This is a genomic window from Fusibacter bizertensis, assembly GCF_029914245.1.
GTDB classification, from domain to species: domain Bacteria; phylum Bacillota; class Clostridia; order Peptostreptococcales; family Acidaminobacteraceae; genus Fusibacter_C; species Fusibacter_C bizertensis.
This window is the reverse complement of sequence record NZ_JARYZI010000001.1, coordinates 245976-267131: the sequence shown is the minus strand read 5'-3', so window position 1 is coordinate 267131 and position 21156 is coordinate 245976. Positions and strand designations below refer to the sequence as shown.

Genomic DNA, 21156 nt, shown 5'->3' with positions numbered 1-21156 from the left:
AGTTGAGATAGGCGTTTTAATATGCAGCTAAAAGTTATTTATTTATTAACTTCTTGATCAAATTGTTCAATTAGAGCTTTAGTTGCATCTGGATCATAATAAAAATAACTAAGACCATCTTTACCTGTTCCAGTGCCTTTTGAAGGAATCGTCTGTATGTTTACGGATTCCATATCAGTTCCAATCATGGAAGTTGCTATCATAACGGCTTTACTAAGTGGCATATCTGTTTCTACATATGATAAACTTCTAGCTACAATATAGGGAAGTTTGATTTGTATTGCAGATTTTGCAGCTGATTTGATAAAATCTTGCTGTCTTTCCATGCGTTTGATATCACCACCACTATGAGAACCATCTGCATTTTTTCTAAAGCGTAGATATGCCATAGCTTGATCACCATCAATAACTTGTAGACCTGGTTGAAAATCAATATGAAGAGGTGGTTTAGAGTAGGGATCATCGTATTTCATCCTAAATGGCACATCTACTTCAACACCGCCGATAAGATCTACGATCTCTTTTACTGCATCATATTTTACTGTAATATAATAGTCGATGTGTGTTCCAAGGAGTTTTGATAATGTATTTTTAACACCTAGTGGACCGCCGATTTCTTTAAATCCGTAGACCGCATTTAACTTAGCCTGACCAGCGCCATTTTTTCCTTCAGTAGGATAGTAAGTATCTCTGGGAACTGAAATAGCATCTACTTTATTGTTTTTAGGATCAATTGATACAAAGATCATGGTATCTGTGCGCGTGCCTTCAACCCCCATCACTAGGATATTGACTCGCTCCTTTGTGAGAAAAGCCATTGTAAAAAAAGCAATAAGTGCCAATAAAATAATAGCGATTATAAATTTGTATATACCTTGTAGTTTTGATTTTTTTAATGGAAGTTCTTCTTCTTCAGTCTGTTTTTGAGTTTTCATTATAAGTTACCTTTATTAACCTTTCGTGTGTCTATAAATATTTGTGAATAAATTGCCATTCCCTGTCATTATAAAGCTAACCACAGACAAGTCAAGCTAAATAGTTGGAAAAATGGGACCTGATAGCGATTGATACAAAAGTTTAATATATTGTGGTATGTTCAAAACTGTATATCTATTGAAAGTCAAAATAGTTATGCTATACTTATCTTTCAAAGTATGGATAAGAAGAGGTTAATGATGAGAAATAGAGAAAACGAAAAGAAATTTACAGATATATTATATGTACTTGTGGGTTCAATTATTTTGGCAATAGCAATAACATCTATTCTCAAGCCAAATGGTATGATAACTGGTGGCATTACAGGTTTTTCACTTGTTATTGAGAAAGCGCTTGGAGTCAATTATACAATTATCTACTATATCATGTCATTGGGTGTTTTGTTGTTAACTAGAATGACTATGGGCAGAGCTGAAGCTGGAAAGATTGTAGTGTTTTCAGTATTTTTCCCAATGATTTTGATCTTGTTTAGTCGATTTGAAATGAATATAACGCAAAACGACTTATTTCTTGCTTCAGTATATTATGGAATCATGGCGGGTGGTGCAACTGGTTTAATTCTAAAAGGTGGTTTTTCATCAGGTGGAACAGATACAATCGCTAAGATCATCAATCGTAAACTTTTTAGATTTATGAGTATTTCACTTATAATAGCAGCACTTGATATGGGTGTGATTTTTGTGGCAGCATTTGTTTTTAACACTAGAATTGCAATGTATGGTCTCTTAACACAGATTGTCGCAATGAAAGCAATTGATATTGTTTTGTTCGGTTTTTCTTCTAAGGTTGTTAAACTTGAAATTATCAGTGAAAAAGAGGCTGAAATTGAAGCCTTTATCTTAGGAACAATACGTAGAGGCATATCTAAATATAATGTTGTCGGTGGGTATACAAGTTTAAATCGCGTTAAATTAATTACATTGTGTTCTCCAAGAGAATCAATCTTAATAAGAGATTTTATAGCTATAACTGATACCAAAGCATTTGTTTCTGTCTTACCAGTAAATACAGTCTGGGGAGAAGGGGTTGGATTTGATCGTTTAAGTGATGATTAAAACAAAATGGGATCGACTTTAAGCAAGAAAGGGGCTGTCAAATGACAGCCCCTTTCTTAGATTCATTATTTTTAACTGAAAAGCAGTTATTTACCAGATGTTAATCATCAATTCTTTGAGCTGGTTAACAATATCTGGGAACTTAAATTCCAGCCTTTTTTCTTGTTGATCTGAATTGACAAATAGTACACTTACAGTATTGTGTTCATCAATTTGCTCTCTGTAACGATACCCTTCATTTTGAAGTTTTAATATGGTTTCTCTTGCCTTCGAAAGTTCGTGTTCATGTTCTTTCTTTTCAGATAGAAAATGATCGCGAGAGCTACTTTTAATAGTTCCTCTACTCTTATCGTGAACGACATTTCGCTTAGAGTTAGTACCTCTATATGGCATCTACATCACACTCCTTTCTGGTAGTTAAGCGTGTGGTGTTCATACCCAGTATTTTATTAATTATGCGAATGATTCTTGTATACTTAAATTACGGCCTGCCAATAGAAAGCAAATGAATATAGATTAATCTGACGCCGTTGTTCCAATTCGGATCTTCTGCATAAGTTTGATTAAGCCAGACAAAAGGTGATATATTCTTTGGAGCAATTTTTAAACGGTTTTTAATAGTGTTAATTGCAATTTGAGTGCTGTCTCTAAGTGTAGTATTGTATTCTGTCCAACTATGATACACATTGTAAGGATTGTTTATGATTTCACTACTTTCATGATGATCTACAGGGATAAATGCTTGTTCTTGACCAATTATTGCAAGGAGAAGTAATGGGTCAATATCATTTATATAAGATAAATAGATTACCTTGTTAAAGTGCTCTGCTTTACCAATCAATCCGTTGCGTGCATCTGAAATATAGGCTTTGACTCGAAAATAATCGAAGTTCTCATATTTGAAGTATCTAAGTTGAGATGTTAGTCCATAAGGATAGGCATCCTTTTTTACAGCAAAAGAAATAGTTTTATCTTTATCTGTACTAACTTTAATGTTTTTAGTTAACCCCTGTGATAAATCTATAAGATAGACTTTGTCTAAAGCGCTAAGTCCTTCATAAACTTGGTAATCTAAACTACTTGATAAATCAAAGTCAATTGTATCATTTTGGGGCTTAAGCAGTAAAGACAATATAAATGTGGTTGAGAGTCCAATTAATATAAGTATCGAAATGACGAGAAAGTTTCTAGCAATAAAACGATTAATAGCTTCGTAGCTAAATCGATATTTCCAACCTTTTGAAAAACTAATTTTAGAAGTACGATGGATATTGAGTTCAAGTGGTTTAGGAAAATTAAGGACTGGAGCATCTAGTCTTTGGTCTAAAGAAGTAAAGTCTGAATTATCATTTGTTGTAAGGTCACTAAACTGGTATTCATCCATCAAGTAATTTTCAAGTGCCCATCTAGGTACAGGTGTTCTAACAGACTCAGATAGCCAACTTTCTGCCAAATCTAGACGTGTCTTCTCATCAACTCCCAATTTGAGGATAGAGTCGAATATATCAAAGCGATTGATGTCATATATATGTTTAACTAAAGTATTAGCTAAGATCTCTAGTTTTAAACTTTCTCTGTACTGTTCTTCAACACCTGAAAGATGCTTATCTAAAAGATTATGAATTGCCAAAGAGAGCACTTGAGCGCGTTCAGTAGACGATAAATTAATATATCGCTTTTGGATCGTATTTTTGATATTAGCTAAATCCTGAAAGGAGAGTATTATGTAGGACCTTAAAGTAATGATCAATTCATTCATAGGGAACCTCACAGTGTTTACTTGTACTTATAGATTATTTCTTATATAGTAACATATAATTGATTTCAAAAAAAAAAAAATATTTTTTCAAAAAGGGTTTACAAGGATAGAAATACATGGTATATTAAGAGCATGAAATTGATAATCATTATCAATTAAAACTCCTTATACTCGTAACACCTTAACTTCTTATTACCCTTAAAAGTAGTAGGTACCCCAAAACGTAAACTTTATTGAATACCTCTAAAAAAAATGGATGCATCGCCAGCATCCATTTTTACTTTTTTGAAGACTGCTATTTGAAGATGATGTCGTTTTTTTCTTCAATCTTTATCCTCATATGAAGTACATATGTGTTATAATATGAGTTGTATTTTGTGAGTTAAAATTAGACATAAAAATAGAAAAAGGAATCAAAATGAAAAAAATTTATCTAGATTATGCTGCAACCACACCTGTTAAAGAAGAAGTAGTCAACGCGATGCTTCCTTTTTTTGAAAGCACTGAGAAACATGAATCGCTGATTTCAAAAATAAAAGATGATTTTATGTCCATACTTAATGCTTCAACAGGAGAAATTATATTTACTAGTAGCGGTACTTTTAGTGACAATACGTTAATTAGAAGTCTCGCTTACTATCAAAGAGATCATGGAAAAGGCAATCAGATTATTACCAGTACAATTGAACATCCAGCGGTATATAAGACGCTTGAAAAGCTAGAAGTTGAAGGTTTTGAAGTGGTCTATGTTCCAGTTGATCAAAGTGGTGTTTTGGAAATGGACTTATTTTATAAAGCGATTTCTCAAAAGACAGCTCTGGTAACCATTATGATGATGAATAATGAGATTGGTACTAAACAACCAATTGAAGAGATTGGTACTTTTTTGAAAGAGAAGGAAACGCTTTTTCATGTTGACGCTGTTCAAGCCTTGGGTAGTATGAAGATTGATATTGATTCACTTCATCTTGACGCTGCTTCTTTTTCAGCGCATAAAATCTATGCCCCAAAGGGTTGTGGTGCTTTATATGTTAAAAATATAGAATTATTGAATTTTTCACACGGTTCAATTTTAGAGCCTTCATGTGAGATATATGAAAACATACCTTATATCGTTGGATTTGGAAAAGCACTAAGTCTCTCATATGAACATTTTAAAGAGAGTGTATCGCATCGACAAGTCTTGAAAGAGAAACTTGTAAAAGGAATGCTTAGCCTTGATATGGGGATAGAGTGTAATGGACTACCTCTTGATGAATCAAGCCATCCAGGGATTATGAATTTTTATATTCCTCAGATGGATGGAGATAGCTTAGTGATTAATTATGATTTTAATGGCATTGCAATCTCAAGTGGTTCTGCGTGTAGTTCTGGTGCACTTAGTGCGTCACATGTTTTAAAAGCAATCGGATTTAATGATCAAAAGGCAAAAAGGTGTATTAGAATCACAGTAGGTGATAATACATCCATGGATGATATAGCGCATGTGATCGCTGTAACAGAAGAGATGTTGAAAGGATTAAAGTATGTTAAATAAAAACAAAGTTGTCGTTGGAATGAGCGGTGGTGTAGATAGTACTGTAGCTGCTTACCAACTTAAAAAGATGGGCTATGAAGTCATCGGAGTCAATATGAGATTATGGCAAGATGATTTTCTTGAAGAAGAGCATTTTATGAAAGATGGAGGGTGCTGTAGTCTTTCGTCAGTAGAGGATGCAAGACGTGTTTGTGAACAAATAGGGATACCTTTTTTTGCCTTAGATTTTAAAGGTGTGTTTAAAGAAACCGTAGTAGATTATTTTATTGATGCTTATAAAAATGGTGAAACGCCAAATCCTTGTATTGCATGTAATAAATATGTGAAATTTGAAGCTTTACTAGAAAAAGCGCATCAATTAGGAGCATATTATGTTGCAACTGGCCACTATGCAAAAATTTCATATGATGATAGTATTGAGCGTTATGTCGTACAGAAAGCGAGTGCTATTGAAAAGGACCAAACTTATGCACTTTATAATTTAACGCAAGAGCAGTTGCAGCATATTTTGATGCCACTTTCTGAATTTTCTTCAAAGGAAGAAGTAAGACAAATTGCTGCAAAATTTGATGTGCAAATGTCTCAAAAATCAGATAGTCAAGAAATCTGTTTTGTACCTGATCAAGATTATGTTGGCTTTTTAAAACGCAATGGCGATTTTAAAATTGAATCGGGCGATTTTTTTAGCACAGAAGGAGAAATCCTTGGCAAACATGAAGGCATTGTTAATTACACAATAGGTCAGAGAAAAGGATTGGGTATAACGTTCGGCAAACCTATGTATGTAGTGGACATAGATCCAGAGTATAATCGTGTGGTGTTAGGTGAAAATAATACAGTTTTTAAAAGTGAATTATGGGCAAAAGATGTGAATTTTATTCAGATGGCATCTATTAAGGGTCCCTACAGGTGTGAGGCAAAGATAAGATACAGTGCGAAACCGGCACCATGTACTATTGAATACCACGACGGTATAGTGCATGTTATTTTTGATGAGCCTCAACGTGCAGTGACGCCAGGTCAAGCTGTTGTTTTTTATCAAGATGAATATCTAGTTGGTGGGGGAACAATTATCAGAAAATAGGAGTGGCAATGACAGTCTCATATACGTGTACAAATAAAGAAAATTACGTTGATAAAGGAGCAAGTAGAAACATGGCGATAGTTATAGATGGCATCATAGGGGCAGGTAAAAGTACTGTAGGACATTTTCTAAGTGATATGCTTCAAGTGCCAATTTTTGAAGAGCTTAAAGATGACGGAAAAGAGTCTCTTGCTCAAAGAATGCTGGATTTGTTTTATGCAGATCAAACGAGATGGAGCGCAATCATTCAAGTGATGTTTTTAAACGATAGATTTAAAGATTTGAAGAAAATTGAAGCAGAAGGTGATAATGCAATCTTAGATCGATCAATCTATGGCGATGAGATATTTGCAAAAACCATACATGAGCGTGGTCAAATGACGGCTGATGAGTTTCATATATATAGAGATTTACTTCACAATATGCTTCAACATATTAAAGCACCTCAAGTTTTGATCTATATCGATGTATCTGTGGATACTGCGATGGAACGTATTAACAAAAGAGCAAGATCTACGGAAGGGGACTTAATCCCAAGAGATTATATGGAAGACTTAAGAAGAAACTATGAATTGTGGTTTGAGCAGTTTGATCTTTGTCCAAAGGTTAGATTTGATCTCAACAATTCTGCACTGGATGATAATGGCAATGTAAAAGAGTCGGTAAAATTAGAGATACTTGAAGCAATTAGGCCATATGTTTTGCCAGAGCATAAAATCTAAAGAACTGTAAAATTCTAAAAACATAAATAAAGAGCTAGTAATAAACTAGGGATATATTATCCAATACGTTTATTTCTAGCTCTTTTAATTTTGTTTATTTCATGAGTTCTTTGTAGTTCTCTTTAGTTAAAGGTTCACCATAAAGAAAGTATCCTGGTTCTATATCAGTTCTGTAATAAGACATCGTAAAATGGAGGTGAGGCCCTGTTGAAAAACCAGTTGATCCAACAGTCGCTATAGTTTGACCTTTTTCTACTAAATCACCTTTTTCGACAGCTAGACTATCCAGATGCTCGTAGACACTAAACAAACCTTCACCATGATCAATAATCACCGTGTTGCCAGTAAGTATCAGTAGTTGTGATAACACGACTTTGCCTCGGTTTACAGCTACTACTGTAGCGCCTCTTGGCGCACCGATATCTATCCCAATATGCCTATAAGTGGTTGGCGCACCATTGACGTTACGACTTTCACCAAACTCAGTGTTAAGTCTACCCGGAGTAGGTAACATAAATGACTCAGTATAATATCTTTCGTTAGCACTTACATCTCTAGCAGGATTAAATACTTCACGGTATTCAGCATAAGCTTCATCATTACGCGTACTTGCTTCAACGTTAGAATCAATGATAAGATTTTGTACTTTAAAATCTCTAGAGACAACTTCGACGTTAAAATCTGTACTTATATTTGTAGTTTTGTTTGTAAAAGTTAAGGTGTAACTACCAAGTTTTGTATAATAGTTTGTCGGAACATATCCCCTGTAACTGTTATCATTTTTAAACCATGTAAAATGCTCAACTAAGTTCTGATCAAGTGAGATATCCTCAATTGCGTTAACATGTTGGGCAGTAACCACCAACATATCGCCTTGCTTCAAAATTTCCTTCGAAACTACATATGATTCTGGTAGGTCGACATTGACATCAAAGCTAAGTGATGTATCACCTTTAAAACCTTGTGCTTCTTCAGTCCAGTTTAGGTTGAGCTCATACTTAAACGAACCGTCATACTCGGGAAAAGGGAGCTGTCTAACGTTGACTATTCCTTCAAATGCAATGGTTTTCCCGCTATTATCAATAATTCTTAAGGTCGCTTTTGTAGGGAGTTTGTCTATGTCCAGACCAAGAACTTCTGTACTGGAAGTAATAGTTGGAATTTCACTGCTATAGCTTAATGTGGGCTTTATTATACTGTACCATTCATCGTTAAGACGTTTATAGCTCCAGTCGATTTGATCTGAAACAAAAGAGATAGCTTGTTCGCCTAATAACAAACGTATATCAGGGAACATCTGAGCACTATAGAGCGCTTCAAACCCATCAGAACCATAAAAAAATGTAGGATCATCGACGTGATAAATAGTTTTGTCATTATCGATCTTTGCATATACTTCATGATCTTTTAAAAAATATATCTTGAAATTATGTGTTAAATTCCACTTGTTAAGTAAAATCATGTCATAAGCAATGGCATCGTCTAAAAAAGCATCATTATTAATATCAAATTCTGATAAGCTAGATAAACTATTAAAAAGAGCACTCTTTGATTTAGAATCTAGCTCATAAAGAGATGCTTCACTAGAATTGAGTAATCGTATATCAAGCGTTTTGAGTGTTTGTGTATCGAAAACATTAATTTTATAAACATAGAATGCACCAAGGCAAACAATTAATATTAGAGCAATAATTAAAACCAATCTACTTTTTTTCATGAGAATCTCCATGTATGTCATTTTTTGCTATGAAAGCTAAGCCTATTTTACCCTTTAGTCTTTATAAAGTCTAGGCTGTATCCTACATTTGTAATTATTATTTAAAAGACAAAGCATTGCAGACAGGATATGGGTGTCATATAATGAGAGTGGAGGCTAATATGATCAGAATAGCAGCAAATAATATAGATAAATATTATGGTGCCAACAAAGTACTTGACGGCCTTACATTTGAAATATTTCAAGGTGAAAAAGTAGGTATACTCGGGCCAAATGGTGCTGGAAAAAGTACATTACTTAAAGTGTTAACACAGACAGAGTCTATTGATAGTGGGGAACTCTTTTTAACAAGAGGTGTCAAAATAGGCGCATTGGATCAAATGCCTACTTTTCCAGAAGGTTGGAATGTAAGGACTTGTTTATTGAGTGCATTTCAAAACCTAATTGAAATAAAAAATGAAATGACAATTATAGAGGAAAAGTTGTTATCGGTAGATGATAAACAACTTCTAAAAAAATACGGAGAGTTGAGCCATGCCTTTGAACATGGGGGCGGCTATGAAATAGAATCGGCTATTGAAGATATTCAGACGGGATTTAATATAGATGAGCATATGCTTTTAAAGCAATTTGAACAATTAAGTGGTGGTGAAAAGACCCGTGTTGCTATGGCGACGATGCTTTTAACGCCACAAGATGTAATAATATTAGATGAGCCCACAAATCATTTAGATTTAAACAGGATAGAATGGTTGGAAAGTTACATCAAGAAGTATAGTGGTACTGTAATTGTGATATCACATGACAGGTACTTCTTAAATCAGATTGCAGATCGTATTATAGAAATTTCAAAAGGCAAAGCGTTTAGTTTTACTGGTAATTATAATGATTATGCCAAACAAAAAGAGATATTGATTAGACAACAAGAAGAAAAGTATGAGCAAGAACAAAAGAAAATCAAACAGTTGGAAGAAGCAGCGAAACGTATGCATGAATGGGCGCAACGTGCTGACAGTACTGCCATGCATAGAAGGGCTTTTTCAGTTGAGAAAAGAATAGAACGGATGGATCAAACTGAAAAACCTCAAACAGAGAGGAAATTAACTGCTAAGTTTGACAGTGAGAAAGCACAAAGCAAAGAAATGCTTAGGTTGATAGAATTAAGCAAAGCATACGGAAAAAAACAATTGTTAAATAAAGTGACGCTTACACTCTTTAAACATCAACAAATTGCTTTAGTTGGAGATAATGGTGTTGGGAAATCGACATTACTTAAAATTTTATGTGAAGAATTAAATGGAGATTCTGGAGACTATATATGGAGTCCATCTGTAAAATATGGTTATCTGCCACAAGAAATCGAATTTATACCTAGTGATTTAACAGTTTTAGAATGGCTGAAAGGCACTTTAGAAATTGATGAAGAAACAGCTCGAGGATTACTTGCAAAATATAAATTTATCAAGGAAGATGTTTTTAAACCCTTATCGGGGTTGTCTGGCGGAGAAAAGACGAGGCTCAAATTATGCGAGCTTATGCAAAAAAAAGTTAACTTTTTATTACTTGATGAACCTACAAATCACTTGGATATTCCATCGCGTGAGTGGGTTGAAGATGCACTTGCTCAGTTTGAAGGGACACTTCTCTTTGTATCCCATGATCGTCACTTCATTGATAAGTTTGCAAATTTGTTTTGGCATCTTGAAGGTGGTAAAATTAACGCTTTTGAAGGAAATTATGATGCATATAGAGCGGTTTTTAAAAATCGTGATAACATCCAACAAAAAAAGGCAAAAGCTATTGGCGATAGATCAACTGAAAAAAACGAATCAGAATCAAACAAATCAGAATCAAACAAATCAGAATCAAACAGTGCTTCAAGTGATGTTTCAGTTCAACTTGATAAAAATAAAAAAAATTTTGCAAAAATCAATTTAATTGAACTTGAAATAGAATCACTAGAGCAAGCGTTACAAAACGTTGAATCTCAAATAAATGAATTTAGTGATGACTATGAAAAGCTACAAAGTCTACTGACTCAAAGATCATCACTTAAAGAAGTATTAAATACTCAATATGAATTATGGGAAAAATACAACATATAAATAAAGATATAAAGGGGAAGAATATGACTTATCAAGAAGTAGTTCAAAATGCTAAAAAAAACATAGGGCCTCATTGTAAAGTTTGTCCTAACTGCAATGGCATTGCTTGTAAGGGTGTCATACCTGGACCAGGTGGGAAAGGATCTGGTATAGGGTTTATCAGAAATTACCAAGCATTCAGAGGATATGGATTAAACATGGATACTTTACATGAAGTGAGTCAACCGGACACAAGTGTTGAATTAATGGGTAAGACATTTAAACTACCAGTGTTTGCCGCACCAGTAGGTGCAGTACAGATGCACTATAGTGATTTGTATGATGATCTGTCATATTCTGCTGCTGTTGTAGAGGGATGTCATGCAGCTGGTATTTTGGCTTTCACAGGAGATGGCGTCAAGTCAGAAGTGTATGACGGTACTGCTACTGCAATAAAAGCTCAAAATGGCTATGGTGTACCTACTATTAAACCATGGAGAAAGTCAGAGGTCATTGAAAAGATAAGAACCGCAGAAGCTGCAAATGCTGTAGCTATAGCAATGGATATAGACGCTGCTGGACTTACAATTCTTGCAGCCCAAGGTAAGCCTGTCTCGCCAATGTCTACGGAAACCTTGAAAGAAATAATTGCTTCAACAGAAAAGCCTTTTATCATAAAGGGGATTATGACAGTAGCTGCAGCAAAGAAAGCAGCTGATGCAGGCGCTTATGCAATAATCGTTTCAAATCATGGCGGTAGAGTATTAGACGAGACACCTTCAAGTCTAGAAGTCTTAAGCGAAATTGTAGCTGCTGTTGGTGATCAAACAATTGTGATGCTTGATGGTGGTGTGCGAAGTGGGTTGGATGTTTTTAAAGCTCTAGCATTAGGTGCAAAAGCAGTTTTGATTGCAAGACCTTTTGTAACAGCGGTTTATGGTGGTGATCGTGAAGGTGTTGCTTTATACGTCAATCAATTGGAAGCTGAACTTTCAAACGCAATGTTGATGACTGGCTGTGCACGTATAGCTGATATAACAGAAGATAAATTGAGAAAATTATAATTAGTTTGTTTTGAAATAGAATTACGCCCTAGTAAGCCAACCGATTTGTCATTAAATTGGTTGGCTTACTATTTTTTTGTGAAATTTCGTTTCCAAAAGGCCGTCCAGTGCACCTAATTAACAAATGTTTTCTCAAACCGAGGAAATGGGAATTCGGTTATAATATAGGAGGGAAGAGTTGGAAACGGTACCAAACAAAATGAGAATGTAGGAGATTATCATGAAGCGAAATGGATCTTTAAGAAGAAAGTTAATAGTAATACCATTGCTTTTGATTTTTTTGGGAGCATCTGGTATAGGTGTTTTTTCATCTATAATTTTAAAAAATAGTTTAGTTGATGAGCTTGAAAACAGCGGACTTTATAGTTCGAAGAGATTTATTGAAAGAATTTCTGATAATAGCGAGACACTAAAAATCGTTAATAATGAGATGGAAGAAAAGATTCATGCGAGCAATCGTGTAGTAGCTTCAAATGAAGAGTTGATTAGTAACCAATATGTGAGTAGGCTGGCACAGCAACTGGGAATATATGAAATTAATGTTTACGATGAAAATGGAAAGATAGAATTTTCCAACATTAGCACCAACATAGGAAAAAAACTTGATAAAGATGCAAAAGCGCAAACTGTACTTACTGGTAAAAGCAACTCATTATTTGATGAAATTCTCTACAATGAGGATAGTAAAAAAACTTTAAAATATGGTTACCTTAAACTTCCAGAAGGTGGAATGGTGCAAACTGGAGTGGATGCACTTAGACTACAATATCTGCAAAAGGCTTTTAGTTATCAAAAACTAATTGAGCAGATGGCAAGTTCTGAAGAAATTGAGTTTGCCATGATGATTGACGAGAGTGGAAAAGTGATTGCTAACAATGAACTATCAATTGTTGGGAAAACATTTGATCAAAATTCAATCTACTTCCAAGCGCTTGAAAGCGGACTCGATCAAGTGGCTATAGATAAATCTATTGCAACTGATAATAATATATTAAATGTTGTCGTACCCTTTGAAATTGATTCGCAAGGAAAACACTTAATTAGTTTAGGTTTTTCAATGGAAAAAGTTAACGCTGTAGTGAATAAAGGAAGATTAATTACTTATATACTTACTGCGTTGATCTTTATCTTTGTAGGTGGTTTTTTAGCTATTACTTCAGGACGTGTAGTTTCAATTATTGGGATACTTAAAGTACACTTAAACGGAATGGCACAAGGTAATTTTGGAAATGTATTAAATCGTAAACTCATCTCACGAAAAGATGAACTTGGAGAAATAGCTCAAGCGATTGACGAACTTCAAGGAGCAGTTACTGATATAGTGAAGCGCGTAGTTGAGACGAACTTCAAACTTGATACCGCAATACAAGCTTTAACCGAAAAGACCAGTGAGACAACCGCAGCTTCATATGAAGTGGGCCAAACAGTGAATGCTATTGCATCTGGTGCTGTTTCTCAATCTGAAGATGTGAAGATGGGTAGAGCAAGTATAGCTTCGCTGGATACTCTAATTGAAGATAATGAAAAACGACTGAAGGCACTTGAAGAGGCAACTGAAATTGTAGAAAAATTAAAAGAAGAAGGTTTCTCAGAACTTGAGTTACTCATTGGAAAATCTGATATCAGTACAAAATCTGCAAGGGAAGTCACTTTAATTATTGAACAAACACACTTAAGTGCGGACAAAATCACAAGTGCAAGTGAACAAATAAAAGGAATTACTAGACAAACCAATTTGTTAGCACTTAATGCATCTATAGAAGCCGCAAGAGCTGGAGAAGCTGGAAAAGGTTTTTCTGTTGTTGCGGATGAAATTAGAAAACTGGCGGAAGAATCCAATCGTTTTACTGAAGAGATCACAACTGTAATTAGCGAATTAACGCAAAAAATAGGCGTTGCAGTTGATAATATGTTGACTTTAGAATCTTTGGTAGCAGCTCAAAAGCTAAGTGTAACGGGAACGACTGATAAATTCAAAGGAATATCCACCGCACTTTCTGTGATGAAAACGGAGCTTTTAAGTGTCACAGATAGCCAAAGCTCAATGATGGACATGAATTTAAAAATCAAAGGAATTATGGAGCATTTGTCAAATATATCTGAAGATAATGCTGCTGGTGCTGAAGAAGCGGCAGCTTCAATTGAAGGACAAGTAAATGCCATAAAACATGTTGATCTAAAGACCAATGAACTAACAGAACTGATGCTTCAATTGAATCAGCGTCTTAAGTTATTTAATATTTAATACAATTTTTATACATTCTTATAAAGGTTATGGTAAAGTACTATCAGAAAAGCTTATATTTTCTGATGGAGGTTTATATGAATGAAAATTTGAGAGTTAAAGCAGATGAAATGTTGGAACGTTATAAAAAGATTGAAAAAGACTTTATTTGGGAGAGTAATTTAGCGAAACACTTTGTTGCGCTAATTATGACACAATCTGATAAACACTACTCTAAAGAAAACCTAAAAAACGCACTTGAGGTGATCAATAAAAATTCGGGTGTATTTTCAAATTTTAGGGGCATGTACCGTTTGATGTTGGCAGGGCTAATGGTCGTAGATAGTGATTCAGTTGAAGGCACTTTTTCACGAATTTTAAATTGTGAGAGTATATTAAAAGAGGCGGGGTTTAAGTCTAGTACACATCTTCCACTGGCAAGTTATGCGCTTTATAAAGTTGCTGGTGAAGAGTCTCCAAGATTAATAGCAACAAAAGCTAAAACAATATACCAAGAGATGAAATCTGCTCATCCATGGATCACAAGTGGTGATGATTATTCGATGAGTGTCATGCTTGCAGTTTCAGGGTGTGAGCTGTCTCGCATCGAGTCAGCCTATCAGCAATTAAATAGTAGAGGTTTCTATAAAGGAAACGAACTTCAAAGATTGTCACATATTTTAGCGCTTTCCAACAGATCAATTGAAGAACTTGTTGAAGTTTGTGTGAAAATGAAAGATATGCTAAAACAAAATAAGATGAATCTATCTGCTTCTTTTTATGCAACGTTGGGCATTATCGCACTAATCTATTTTGAGGATGAGCGAATAATGAATGACTGGATTGAACTATCAATTTATTTAAGTCATCAAAAAAAATACAAGTGGTTAGGCAAAGGCATGAATATCATGCTTGCATCTGCACTTGTATCTGATCAGTGGATCGATGAAACTTTAAATTCTGAAGTTGCTAAACTATCAATTAGCATCTCTATAGAAGCTTTAATTTCTGCTCAGATGGCAGCGATAATAGCAGCAACTTCAGCTTCAGCAGCTGCTGGAGCATCTGCTGCAACGTGATTAAAATCAATAGTTCTTATACTAAGAATTTTTAAGGTTAACAATGGTTCTGCCTTGATGTTTGCCTTTAATCATCAAGTCTAGTTGCTCAGGCACTTCATCAAGTGTGACTTCATGAACAGCTTGATATAAACCTGGAATTGCCCAGTCTGTGCTAAGGTATTCCCAGATCTTAAAGCGATGTTCTTTTGGACATGCAACTGAATCAATTCCGTGAAGGGTTACACCTTTAAGGATAAAAGGATAGATAGAACTAGAAAATTCAGGAGACGACACATTGCCGCAACAGGTTATATGACCTAGGTATTGTGTCGTTTTTATTGCTGTTGAAAGGATGTTGCCACCAACAGTATCTATGACGCCAGCCCACCTTGATCTTAGTAAGGCCTTTCCAGTTTGATCGTTGGTTTCTTCTCTTGAAACAATTGTCTTGGCACCAATGCTTTGTAAAAAAGCGGCACTTGTTGCTTTTCCTGTAGCAGCTGCAACACTGTAACCTAATTTTGAGAGGATAGCTATAGCCACTGTACCAACACCGCCTGTTGCACCCGTAACTAAGATCTCACCAGCATCAGGTGTGATGTTATTTACGATTTTCTCAACTGAAAGTGCAGCTGTAAACCCAGCAGTACCATAGCACATGGCATCTCTTAGTTCTAAGCTATCAGGACATGAAACAATCCAGTCCGAAGGGACCCTAACATACTGGGAAAATCCGCCATATGTGTTCATTCCTAAATCATAGCCTGTGACAATTACACGATCACCTGGTTTCCATGCATCTGATTTACTATCTTTTACTATCCCAGCAACATCTATTCCAGGTGTATGTGGGTAATTTTTAGAGACGCCTTTGTTTCCATTTGCAGAGAGGGCATCTTTATAATTTAGTGAAGAATAATGTACTTCGATGAGTACCTCATGATCAGGTAATATCGTTTCATCTACAGTTTCGACAGCGATGCGAAGTGTTGGTTCGAGATATACACGTAAAGATTTGAAGTTCATAAAAGCTCCTTTCATTTCTATATTTAGGTTAAATACACGTCTTTAAACAGTAATGTGTTTCTTAGTTTCAATTATAGATTGCATATAGTTTTATGTCAAACTAATTCAAGGATATTTTGTTTGATTCATTGTACTAGATTGATTATAATGAGTCTAGATTAATGAAAGCTGGGGAAAACAATGAACGAACAATATATCGTCTATTTTATAAGCAAGACACGCCAAAGTATGCACCAATTCATTGAAGTTGAACTAAAAAAAGAAGGGCTCTCTGATATCATACCCTCACATGGGAGTATCTTAACTGTTTTGTTTGAAAATAAGAGCCCTTTGACAATGAAAGAAATTGCAAAGCGGATCGGAAAAGACAAATCAACAGTTACTGTTCTGATTAATCATTTATTAAAACAAGGATATATAGAAAAAATTACTAGTGCTGAAGATAAACGTGTCTCGTTAATTGCTTTGACTTCGGCGGGAAAGGCAATTGAAAAAAAATACCGTGATATTTCAAAACGCGTAGTAGAGACGGCTTATGAAGGTTTTGAGCCTAATGAGAAGGAACTCTTTTTAAAATCATTAAAACAAATGAATTCGAATTTCATAAACCATTCAGGGAGAAAATTAAATGAAGACTAATGGTAGAATTTTTGCGATTGTATGCGTTGTACTTGCTTCACTTTTGTGGAGTACTGGTGGTTTGTTAATCAAAATGGTTTCATGGCATCCAATTGCTATTTCTGGTATGCGAAGTGGCATATCGAGTTTAGTCATGCTAATTTTATATTTTTCTGTCTATAAAAGGCTACCTAGAAGACCCAATAAGTATGTACTGATGGGCGCTATAAACTATATGTTTTTGGTGATGCTTTTCGTATCTGCAAATAAATTAACGACTTCCGCTAATGCGATATTACTTCAGTTCACTGCGCCAGCATGGGCAATGGTCATTGGTGCATTTTTTCTTAAAGAAAAATTTTCAAAAAAAGATGTCTCTACTGTAATTATAGTTTTTTTAGGGATGCTTTTGTTTTTCGTGGGAGATCTGAAGAGTGGGAGTTTAATAGGAAATACTTTAGCTGTTGTTAGTGGAATTTCAATGGCACTTATGATTATAAGTTTAAAAAGAATTCAAGGTCGAAAGCCAATTGAGATTGTAATATGGGGAAATATACTGACATTTTTTATCGCGATTCCGTTCTATTCGGGTATTACTTTGACAAGTGCCAACATCATTGGCGTTTTATTACTCGGGGTTTTTCAATTGGGACTTTCATATATATTTTTCACTAAAGGAATCGAAAATGTTAGTGTGCTAGAAGGTATACTTATACCAGTGCTTGAGCCACTTTTAAATCCATTTTGGGTATTCTTAGGCACCGGTGAAAAGCCTTCAGTTTTCGCTTTTATCGGAGGTGTGATTGTCTTAAGTGCTGTTGTATATCATAGTATAATTGAGGTGAAGGAAAAATGAGCTACACACAGATGACGATCGATATTATAAAGGCAATTAGAGAAGTACCCTTTGGATTTGTGTGCAGCTATGGAGAAGTTGCAAAAGCTGCTGGTTATCCCAATGGTGCAAGGCAAGTTGTACGTGTTCTCAGTAGTCTAAGTTCAAAAGAGAACCTAGCATGGCATAGAATTGTCAATAAAAAAGGTGAAATTGCATTGTCTGGAGATGGAGAGTTTGAGCAAATTCTTAGACTAGAAATGGAAGGTGTCAAATTTGTTAAAGAAGGCAAAGTAAGTTCTGCGTGTTTTTATCACTTCTAAGAGCACAATTCTAAGAGAAGAATTCTGTCATAGTACTTAATTCAATTAACTTCTATTGCGTGTACGATGATTCGACCGTTATCGATTTCATAGCTACATGTAATCAATGTAAGTAATTTCTCATTACCAGTTATAACGAGATCGCTTTGATAAAGGGATCTTTTTTTTATGAAGTCAAGATACTGCATGTAAGTCATAGCTTCATAGTCAAAATCAAGCTCGTAGTTGTTTGCAGATTCAATATACACAGAAAAAATCTCATACTCTTTTTTTTCATATAAACCTGAAAGGTTTATTTTTTTATGAGCTTCAAAAAAAGATTGATCTTTGTATAGGTGTAAATCATGAAACATAGAACCATCTTTCATATAATGACCATAAATTGCGGTGTGAACATCTTGAAATTGACCGAGGTTACGGTAGTCCATAAAGATAGCACCTGAATCGCTATAATCTTTATAAAAATTAGTTTTTAAATAAATTGAGTTGTCCAAACCTCTTACAACAGGGTAATCTATGGAGGTGCCTTCAACTTTTAACCATGCAACATAGTCGGTATTGATATCTAGGTACTTTGAATTTGGATTTTTTTTAAACTGTATAGTTGTACTTGGTATAGTACTGTCAGGGACAACACTAAAAATATCATTGCTATTATCATTAACTATTATTGTGTCTGCTTGAAATTCATTGCGATCTGCGAGAAGTTCTTCATATTTATTGGCAGATATTTTACGGATAAAGAGTAATATTGCAATGCTTAATAATATAATGATGCAAGAGAATATAATCATATTAATTATTTTTCTGATATTTAGTGGCTTCATTTCTATCACCTCAAAACAATAATATCACGTTAAGTAATAAAAATCAAATATTTGTGTTGACAAATATCACGATTAGTGATAAATTCAAAGTGTAGTTGATAATTGTTATCACAAAATGTGAAACTTATATGATATAACCCAAGGAGGTTAAGTTATGAAAAAGTTTTTAAGTCTAATGTTAGTACTATTGTTGAGTTTTTCTATTCCAACATTTGCAGCAGATGAATCAATTGTAGATATAGCTTCAAGTAATCCTGATTTCAGCATACTCGTAGCAGCGCTTCAAAAAGCTAATTTAGTAGATGCACTACAAGGTGATGGACCATTTACAGTATTTGCACCTACCAATGAAGCTTTTGAAAAGTTGCTTGGTGAACTTGGAATTACTGCAGATCAACTTTTAAATCATCCACAATTGAGTGAAGTTTTACTTTATCATGTTATTTCAGGTGAAGTTAAATCAACAGATTTATCAGATGGATTATCAGCGGAAACACTAAATGGAAAAGACCTAGTTGTCGATCTAAAAGATGGCGTAAAAATCAATGATAGCAATGTAGTGTCAGCTGATCTAATGGCTAGTAATGGTGTTATTCATGTAATAGATACCGTTCTTGTCCCAGATAATTTTAAATTAGATTTTCCATCAACAGTAGTTGATATTGCTTTATCAAGTCCAGATTTTAGTATGTTGGTATCTTTACTTCAAAAAGCTGACTTAGTATCTGCACTTCAAGGAGAAGGTCCTTTTACAGTGTTTGCACCAACAAATGCTGCATTTGAAAAATTACTCTCTGATCTAAATATTACGGCATCAGATTTGATGGCACAACCAGACCTTGCAAAAGTTTTACTTTATCATGTAGTTCCTGGAAAAGTGATGAGTTCAGATCTTTCAGATGGATTAATGGCAAATACGCTTAATAATACTGAACTTAAATTTGACTTAACATCAAATCCGATGGTTAACAACAGTAATATTACAACTGTAGACCTTGAGGCTGGAAATGGTGTTGTACATGTGGTTGATTCAGTTTTAGTGCCAAGTAATTTTAATTATCAAGTGGTTGAACAAAATACTGATATCCCTAAAACAGGTACATTAGATTTGACCAATTTGGGAATATTAACTATAATTATTCTACTGGGTGCTGTTTTAGTAAACAGAAAAATCAAAGCATAGAGAAGGTGAATAATGAGCGATTTCGGGCAAAGACTAAAAACTATTCGTAAAAAGAGAAATATCACACAAAAAGAACTTGCCGAGTCGCTTCAATTGGCTCAATCTTCAGTTGCTAATTATGAGAATAACACGAGATTTCCTAGTGAAACCCCATTGAGACAGATTTCTGAGTATCTGAATGTTAGTATCGACTATTTACTTGGGATATCAGAGTATGAAGATTCTGAAGTTTTAGCAGTTCATACGGCATCACCAAATGGAGGTGTTGGTATTGAATATGATAAACTGTGGAAGGAAGTCTTTGAACTATTAGTAAAAGGTGATGAGGCAATTGCTACTCAAAAGATTCTGAATGCCTATCAAAAGTCATCTGATCCAATAGCCATTATAGAGAAAGTTTATATTCCTATTTTGAGAGAAACGGGGAGAAGATGGGAGCGTGAAGAACTTTCAATAGCTCAAGAACATTTTATCTCTAATTTAATAGACAGATGGTTGATCATGACCAGTGTTCCAAGGGTGAAAACTCAGAAAAAATTTGCAGCTTTATTTGTAGTACCTAGTTCGGAGGAACACACAATTATTTTGAAGATGATTAGAGAGTATTTTAAAATGGCTGGATGGTTGACGTATTATATCGGTAACAGTGTTCCAATCTCAAGTCTTAGACAGTTTACTTCTGACATCAAGATTGACTTAATTGTGACAGCAGTGTCTTTGAAAGATAACCTCAATAGCGCTGAACATTTGATACAATCATTACGTGCTACACCAGAAGGAAAAAAAGTTAAAATCCTCGCAGGCGGAAGAGGCATCAAGAATCAAAAAGAAGCCACTGATTTTCTTGGGGCCGACTTTTATATCGCCGAAATCGGTGAGTTGCAGGATGCGATTGTGACATTTGAACAAGAGATTGATAGAAGATAAATGAACAGAAAATAAACCCCATGGCTATATTAACATCTTTCAGGTCAGAGTTCTCGCTATGCTGCGGATGACCTTCCATATGTTAATATAGCCATGGGGTTTTAATGTTTTGTG

Annotated in this window: 19 protein-coding genes; 13 read left to right on the top strand and 6 right to left on the bottom strand. The window is 34.8% G+C overall.

Going from position 1 to position 21156, the window contains the following annotated elements; all coding sequences use genetic code 11:
• Window positions 1-38 precede the first annotated feature (38 nt).
• On the bottom strand, window positions 39-935 hold the full coding sequence (locus QE109_RS01270; RefSeq protein WP_281092552.1) for an LCP family protein: 897 nt from the start codon (window positions 933-935) through the stop codon (window positions 39-41).
• Window positions 936-1175: 240 nt separating this feature from the next.
• Between QE109_RS01270 and QE109_RS01265 the strand changes: the two genes are divergently transcribed.
• Complete coding sequence (locus tag QE109_RS01265) at window positions 1176-2051, top strand: YitT family protein (RefSeq protein WP_281092551.1); 876 nt, start codon at window positions 1176-1178, stop codon at window positions 2049-2051.
• 90 nt (window positions 2052-2141) lie between these two features.
• On the opposite strand, the gene QE109_RS01260 is transcribed toward QE109_RS01265, so the two are convergent.
• Both QE109_RS01260 and QE109_RS01255 read right to left on the bottom strand, forming a co-directional pair.
• Window positions 2142-2444, bottom strand: a complete 303-nt coding sequence (locus QE109_RS01260; protein ID WP_281092550.1) for a hypothetical protein — start codon at window positions 2442-2444, stop codon at window positions 2142-2144.
• Window positions 2445-2532: 88 nt separating this feature from the next.
• Window positions 2533-3810 carry a hypothetical protein gene (locus QE109_RS01255; RefSeq protein WP_281092549.1) on the bottom strand — a complete coding sequence of 426 codons (1278 nt, stop codon included), beginning with the start codon at window positions 3808-3810 and terminating at the stop codon, window positions 2533-2535.
• Between the two features lie 418 nt (window positions 3811-4228).
• On the opposite strand from QE109_RS01255, the gene QE109_RS01250 reads away from it, so the two are divergent.
• From QE109_RS01250 to QE109_RS01240, 3 genes are read left to right on the top strand one after another with little or no spacing between them, the layout of a single operon-like run.
• The gene (locus tag QE109_RS01250) at window positions 4229-5347 is read left to right on the top strand and encodes a cysteine desulfurase family protein (RefSeq protein WP_281092547.1); all 1119 of its coding nucleotides are present in this window, start codon (window positions 4229-4231) and stop codon (window positions 5345-5347) included.
• The gene (gene mnmA / locus QE109_RS01245; protein ID WP_281092546.1) at window positions 5337-6431 is read left to right on the top strand and encodes a tRNA 2-thiouridine(34) synthase MnmA; all 1095 of its coding nucleotides are present in this window, start codon (window positions 5337-5339) and stop codon (window positions 6429-6431) included. The genes QE109_RS01250 and mnmA overlap by 11 nt, the downstream gene beginning before the upstream one ends.
• Window positions 6432-6439: 8 nt before the next feature.
• Entirely contained in the window at window positions 6440-7153 is a 714-nt protein-coding gene (locus QE109_RS01240) for a deoxynucleoside kinase (RefSeq protein WP_281092545.1), read from the top strand.
• Window positions 7154-7247: 94 nt separating this feature from the next.
• Here QE109_RS01240 and QE109_RS01235 read toward each other — a convergent pair whose 3' ends face one another.
• On the bottom strand, window positions 7248-8870 hold the full coding sequence (locus QE109_RS01235) for a M23 family metallopeptidase (protein ID WP_281092544.1): 1623 nt from the start codon (window positions 8868-8870) through the stop codon (window positions 7248-7250).
• Between the two features lie 161 nt (window positions 8871-9031).
• Between QE109_RS01235 and abc-f the strand changes: the two genes are divergently transcribed.
• From abc-f to QE109_RS01215, 4 genes are all read left to right on the top strand, one after another.
• On the top strand, window positions 9032-10975 hold the full coding sequence (gene abc-f, locus QE109_RS01230) for a ribosomal protection-like ABC-F family protein (protein WP_281092543.1): 1944 nt from the start codon (window positions 9032-9034) through the stop codon (window positions 10973-10975).
• A gap of 23 nt (window positions 10976-10998) precedes the next feature.
• Complete coding sequence (locus QE109_RS01225) at window positions 10999-12018, top strand: alpha-hydroxy-acid oxidizing protein (protein WP_281092542.1); 1020 nt, start codon at window positions 10999-11001, stop codon at window positions 12016-12018.
• Between the two features lie 220 nt (window positions 12019-12238).
• Window positions 12239-14263: a methyl-accepting chemotaxis protein gene (locus QE109_RS01220; protein WP_281092541.1), complete on the top strand. Its 2025-nt coding sequence runs from the start codon at window positions 12239-12241 to the stop codon at window positions 14261-14263.
• 77 nt (window positions 14264-14340) lie between these two features.
• Window positions 14341-15321 (top strand): DUF4003 family protein, encoded by a 981-nt coding sequence (locus tag QE109_RS01215; RefSeq protein ID WP_281092540.1) that lies wholly within the window; start codon window positions 14341-14343, stop codon window positions 15319-15321.
• Window positions 15322-15342: 21 nt separating this feature from the next.
• Here QE109_RS01215 and QE109_RS01210 read toward each other — a convergent pair whose 3' ends face one another.
• On the bottom strand, window positions 15343-16329 hold the full coding sequence (locus QE109_RS01210) for a YhdH/YhfP family quinone oxidoreductase (RefSeq protein ID WP_281092539.1): 987 nt from the start codon (window positions 16327-16329) through the stop codon (window positions 15343-15345).
• 180 nt (window positions 16330-16509) lie between these two features.
• Here QE109_RS01210 and QE109_RS01205 point away from each other — a divergent pair, with 180 nt between their 5' ends.
• The 3 genes from QE109_RS01205 to QE109_RS01195 are packed head-to-tail and all read left to right on the top strand — an operon-like array spanning window position 16510 to window position 18105.
• Window positions 16510-16968 carry a MarR family winged helix-turn-helix transcriptional regulator gene (locus QE109_RS01205; RefSeq protein WP_281092538.1) on the top strand — a complete coding sequence of 153 codons (459 nt, stop codon included), beginning with the start codon at window positions 16510-16512 and terminating at the stop codon, window positions 16966-16968.
• Window positions 16958-17803: a DMT family transporter gene (locus QE109_RS01200; protein WP_281092537.1), complete on the top strand. Its 846-nt coding sequence runs from the start codon at window positions 16958-16960 to the stop codon at window positions 17801-17803. The genes QE109_RS01205 and QE109_RS01200 overlap by 11 nt, the downstream gene beginning before the upstream one ends.
• Window positions 17800-18105, top strand: coding sequence for an MGMT family protein (locus tag QE109_RS01195; RefSeq protein ID WP_281092536.1), 306 nt, complete (start codon window positions 17800-17802; stop codon window positions 18103-18105). Before QE109_RS01200 ends, QE109_RS01195 begins: the two co-directional genes overlap by 4 nt.
• Window positions 18106-18146: 41 nt before the next feature.
• On the opposite strand, the gene srtB is transcribed toward QE109_RS01195, so the two are convergent.
• The gene (gene srtB, locus QE109_RS01190) at window positions 18147-18932 is read right to left on the bottom strand and encodes a class B sortase (protein ID WP_281092535.1); all 786 of its coding nucleotides are present in this window, start codon (window positions 18930-18932) and stop codon (window positions 18147-18149) included.
• A 154-nt stretch (window positions 18933-19086) separates the two neighbouring features.
• Here srtB and QE109_RS01185 point away from each other — a divergent pair, with 154 nt between their 5' ends.
• Both QE109_RS01185 and QE109_RS01180 read left to right on the top strand, forming a co-directional pair.
• Window positions 19087-20115, top strand: coding sequence for a fasciclin domain-containing protein (locus tag QE109_RS01185; RefSeq protein ID WP_281092534.1), 1029 nt, complete (start codon window positions 19087-19089; stop codon window positions 20113-20115).
• A 12-nt stretch (window positions 20116-20127) separates the two neighbouring features.
• Complete coding sequence (locus QE109_RS01180) at window positions 20128-21042, top strand: helix-turn-helix domain-containing protein (protein ID WP_281092533.1); 915 nt, start codon at window positions 20128-20130, stop codon at window positions 21040-21042.
• Window positions 21043-21156: the final 114 nt, after the last annotated feature.

Bases quoted from the DNA above. Each gene is read 5' to 3' on its own strand.
- mnmA (WP_281092546.1), top strand. From the start codon at position 5,337: ATGTTAAATAAAAACAAAGTTGTCGTTGGAATGAGCGGTGGTGTAGAT.
- QE109_RS01265 (WP_281092551.1), top strand. From the start codon at position 1,176: ATGAGAAATAGAGAAAACGAAAAGAAATTTACAGATATATTATATGTA.
- QE109_RS01220 (WP_281092541.1), top strand. From the start codon at position 12,239: ATGAAGCGAAATGGATCTTTAAGAAGAAAGTTAATAGTAATACCATTG.
- QE109_RS01235 (WP_281092544.1), bottom strand. From the start codon at position 8,870: ATGAAAAAAAGTAGATTGGTTTTAATTATTGCTCTAATATTAATTGTT.
- QE109_RS01205 (WP_281092538.1), top strand. From the start codon at position 16,510: ATGAACGAACAATATATCGTCTATTTTATAAGCAAGACACGCCAAAGT.
- QE109_RS01225 (WP_281092542.1), top strand. From the start codon at position 10,999: ATGACTTATCAAGAAGTAGTTCAAAATGCTAAAAAAAACATAGGGCCT.
- QE109_RS01195 (WP_281092536.1), top strand. From the start codon at position 17,800: ATGAGCTACACACAGATGACGATCGATATTATAAAGGCAATTAGAGAA.
- QE109_RS01255 (WP_281092549.1), bottom strand. From the start codon at position 3,810: ATGAATGAATTGATCATTACTTTAAGGTCCTACATAATACTCTCCTTT.
- srtB (WP_281092535.1), bottom strand. From the start codon at position 18,932: ATGAAGCCACTAAATATCAGAAAAATAATTAATATGATTATATTCTCT.
- QE109_RS01270 (WP_281092552.1), bottom strand. From the start codon at position 935: ATGAAAACTCAAAAACAGACTGAAGAAGAAGAACTTCCATTAAAAAAA.
- QE109_RS01200 (WP_281092537.1), top strand. From the start codon at position 16,958: ATGAAGACTAATGGTAGAATTTTTGCGATTGTATGCGTTGTACTTGCT.
- QE109_RS01185 (WP_281092534.1), top strand. From the start codon at position 19,087: ATGAAAAAGTTTTTAAGTCTAATGTTAGTACTATTGTTGAGTTTTTCT.
- abc-f (WP_281092543.1), top strand. From the start codon at position 9,032: ATGATCAGAATAGCAGCAAATAATATAGATAAATATTATGGTGCCAAC.
- QE109_RS01215 (WP_281092540.1), top strand. From the start codon at position 14,341: ATGAATGAAAATTTGAGAGTTAAAGCAGATGAAATGTTGGAACGTTAT.
- QE109_RS01240 (WP_281092545.1), top strand. From the start codon at position 6,440: ATGACAGTCTCATATACGTGTACAAATAAAGAAAATTACGTTGATAAA.
- QE109_RS01260 (WP_281092550.1), bottom strand. From the start codon at position 2,444: ATGCCATATAGAGGTACTAACTCTAAGCGAAATGTCGTTCACGATAAG.
- QE109_RS01250 (WP_281092547.1), top strand. From the start codon at position 4,229: ATGAAAAAAATTTATCTAGATTATGCTGCAACCACACCTGTTAAAGAA.
- QE109_RS01210 (WP_281092539.1), bottom strand. From the start codon at position 16,329: ATGAACTTCAAATCTTTACGTGTATATCTCGAACCAACACTTCGCATC.
- QE109_RS01180 (WP_281092533.1), top strand. From the start codon at position 20,128: ATGAGCGATTTCGGGCAAAGACTAAAAACTATTCGTAAAAAGAGAAAT.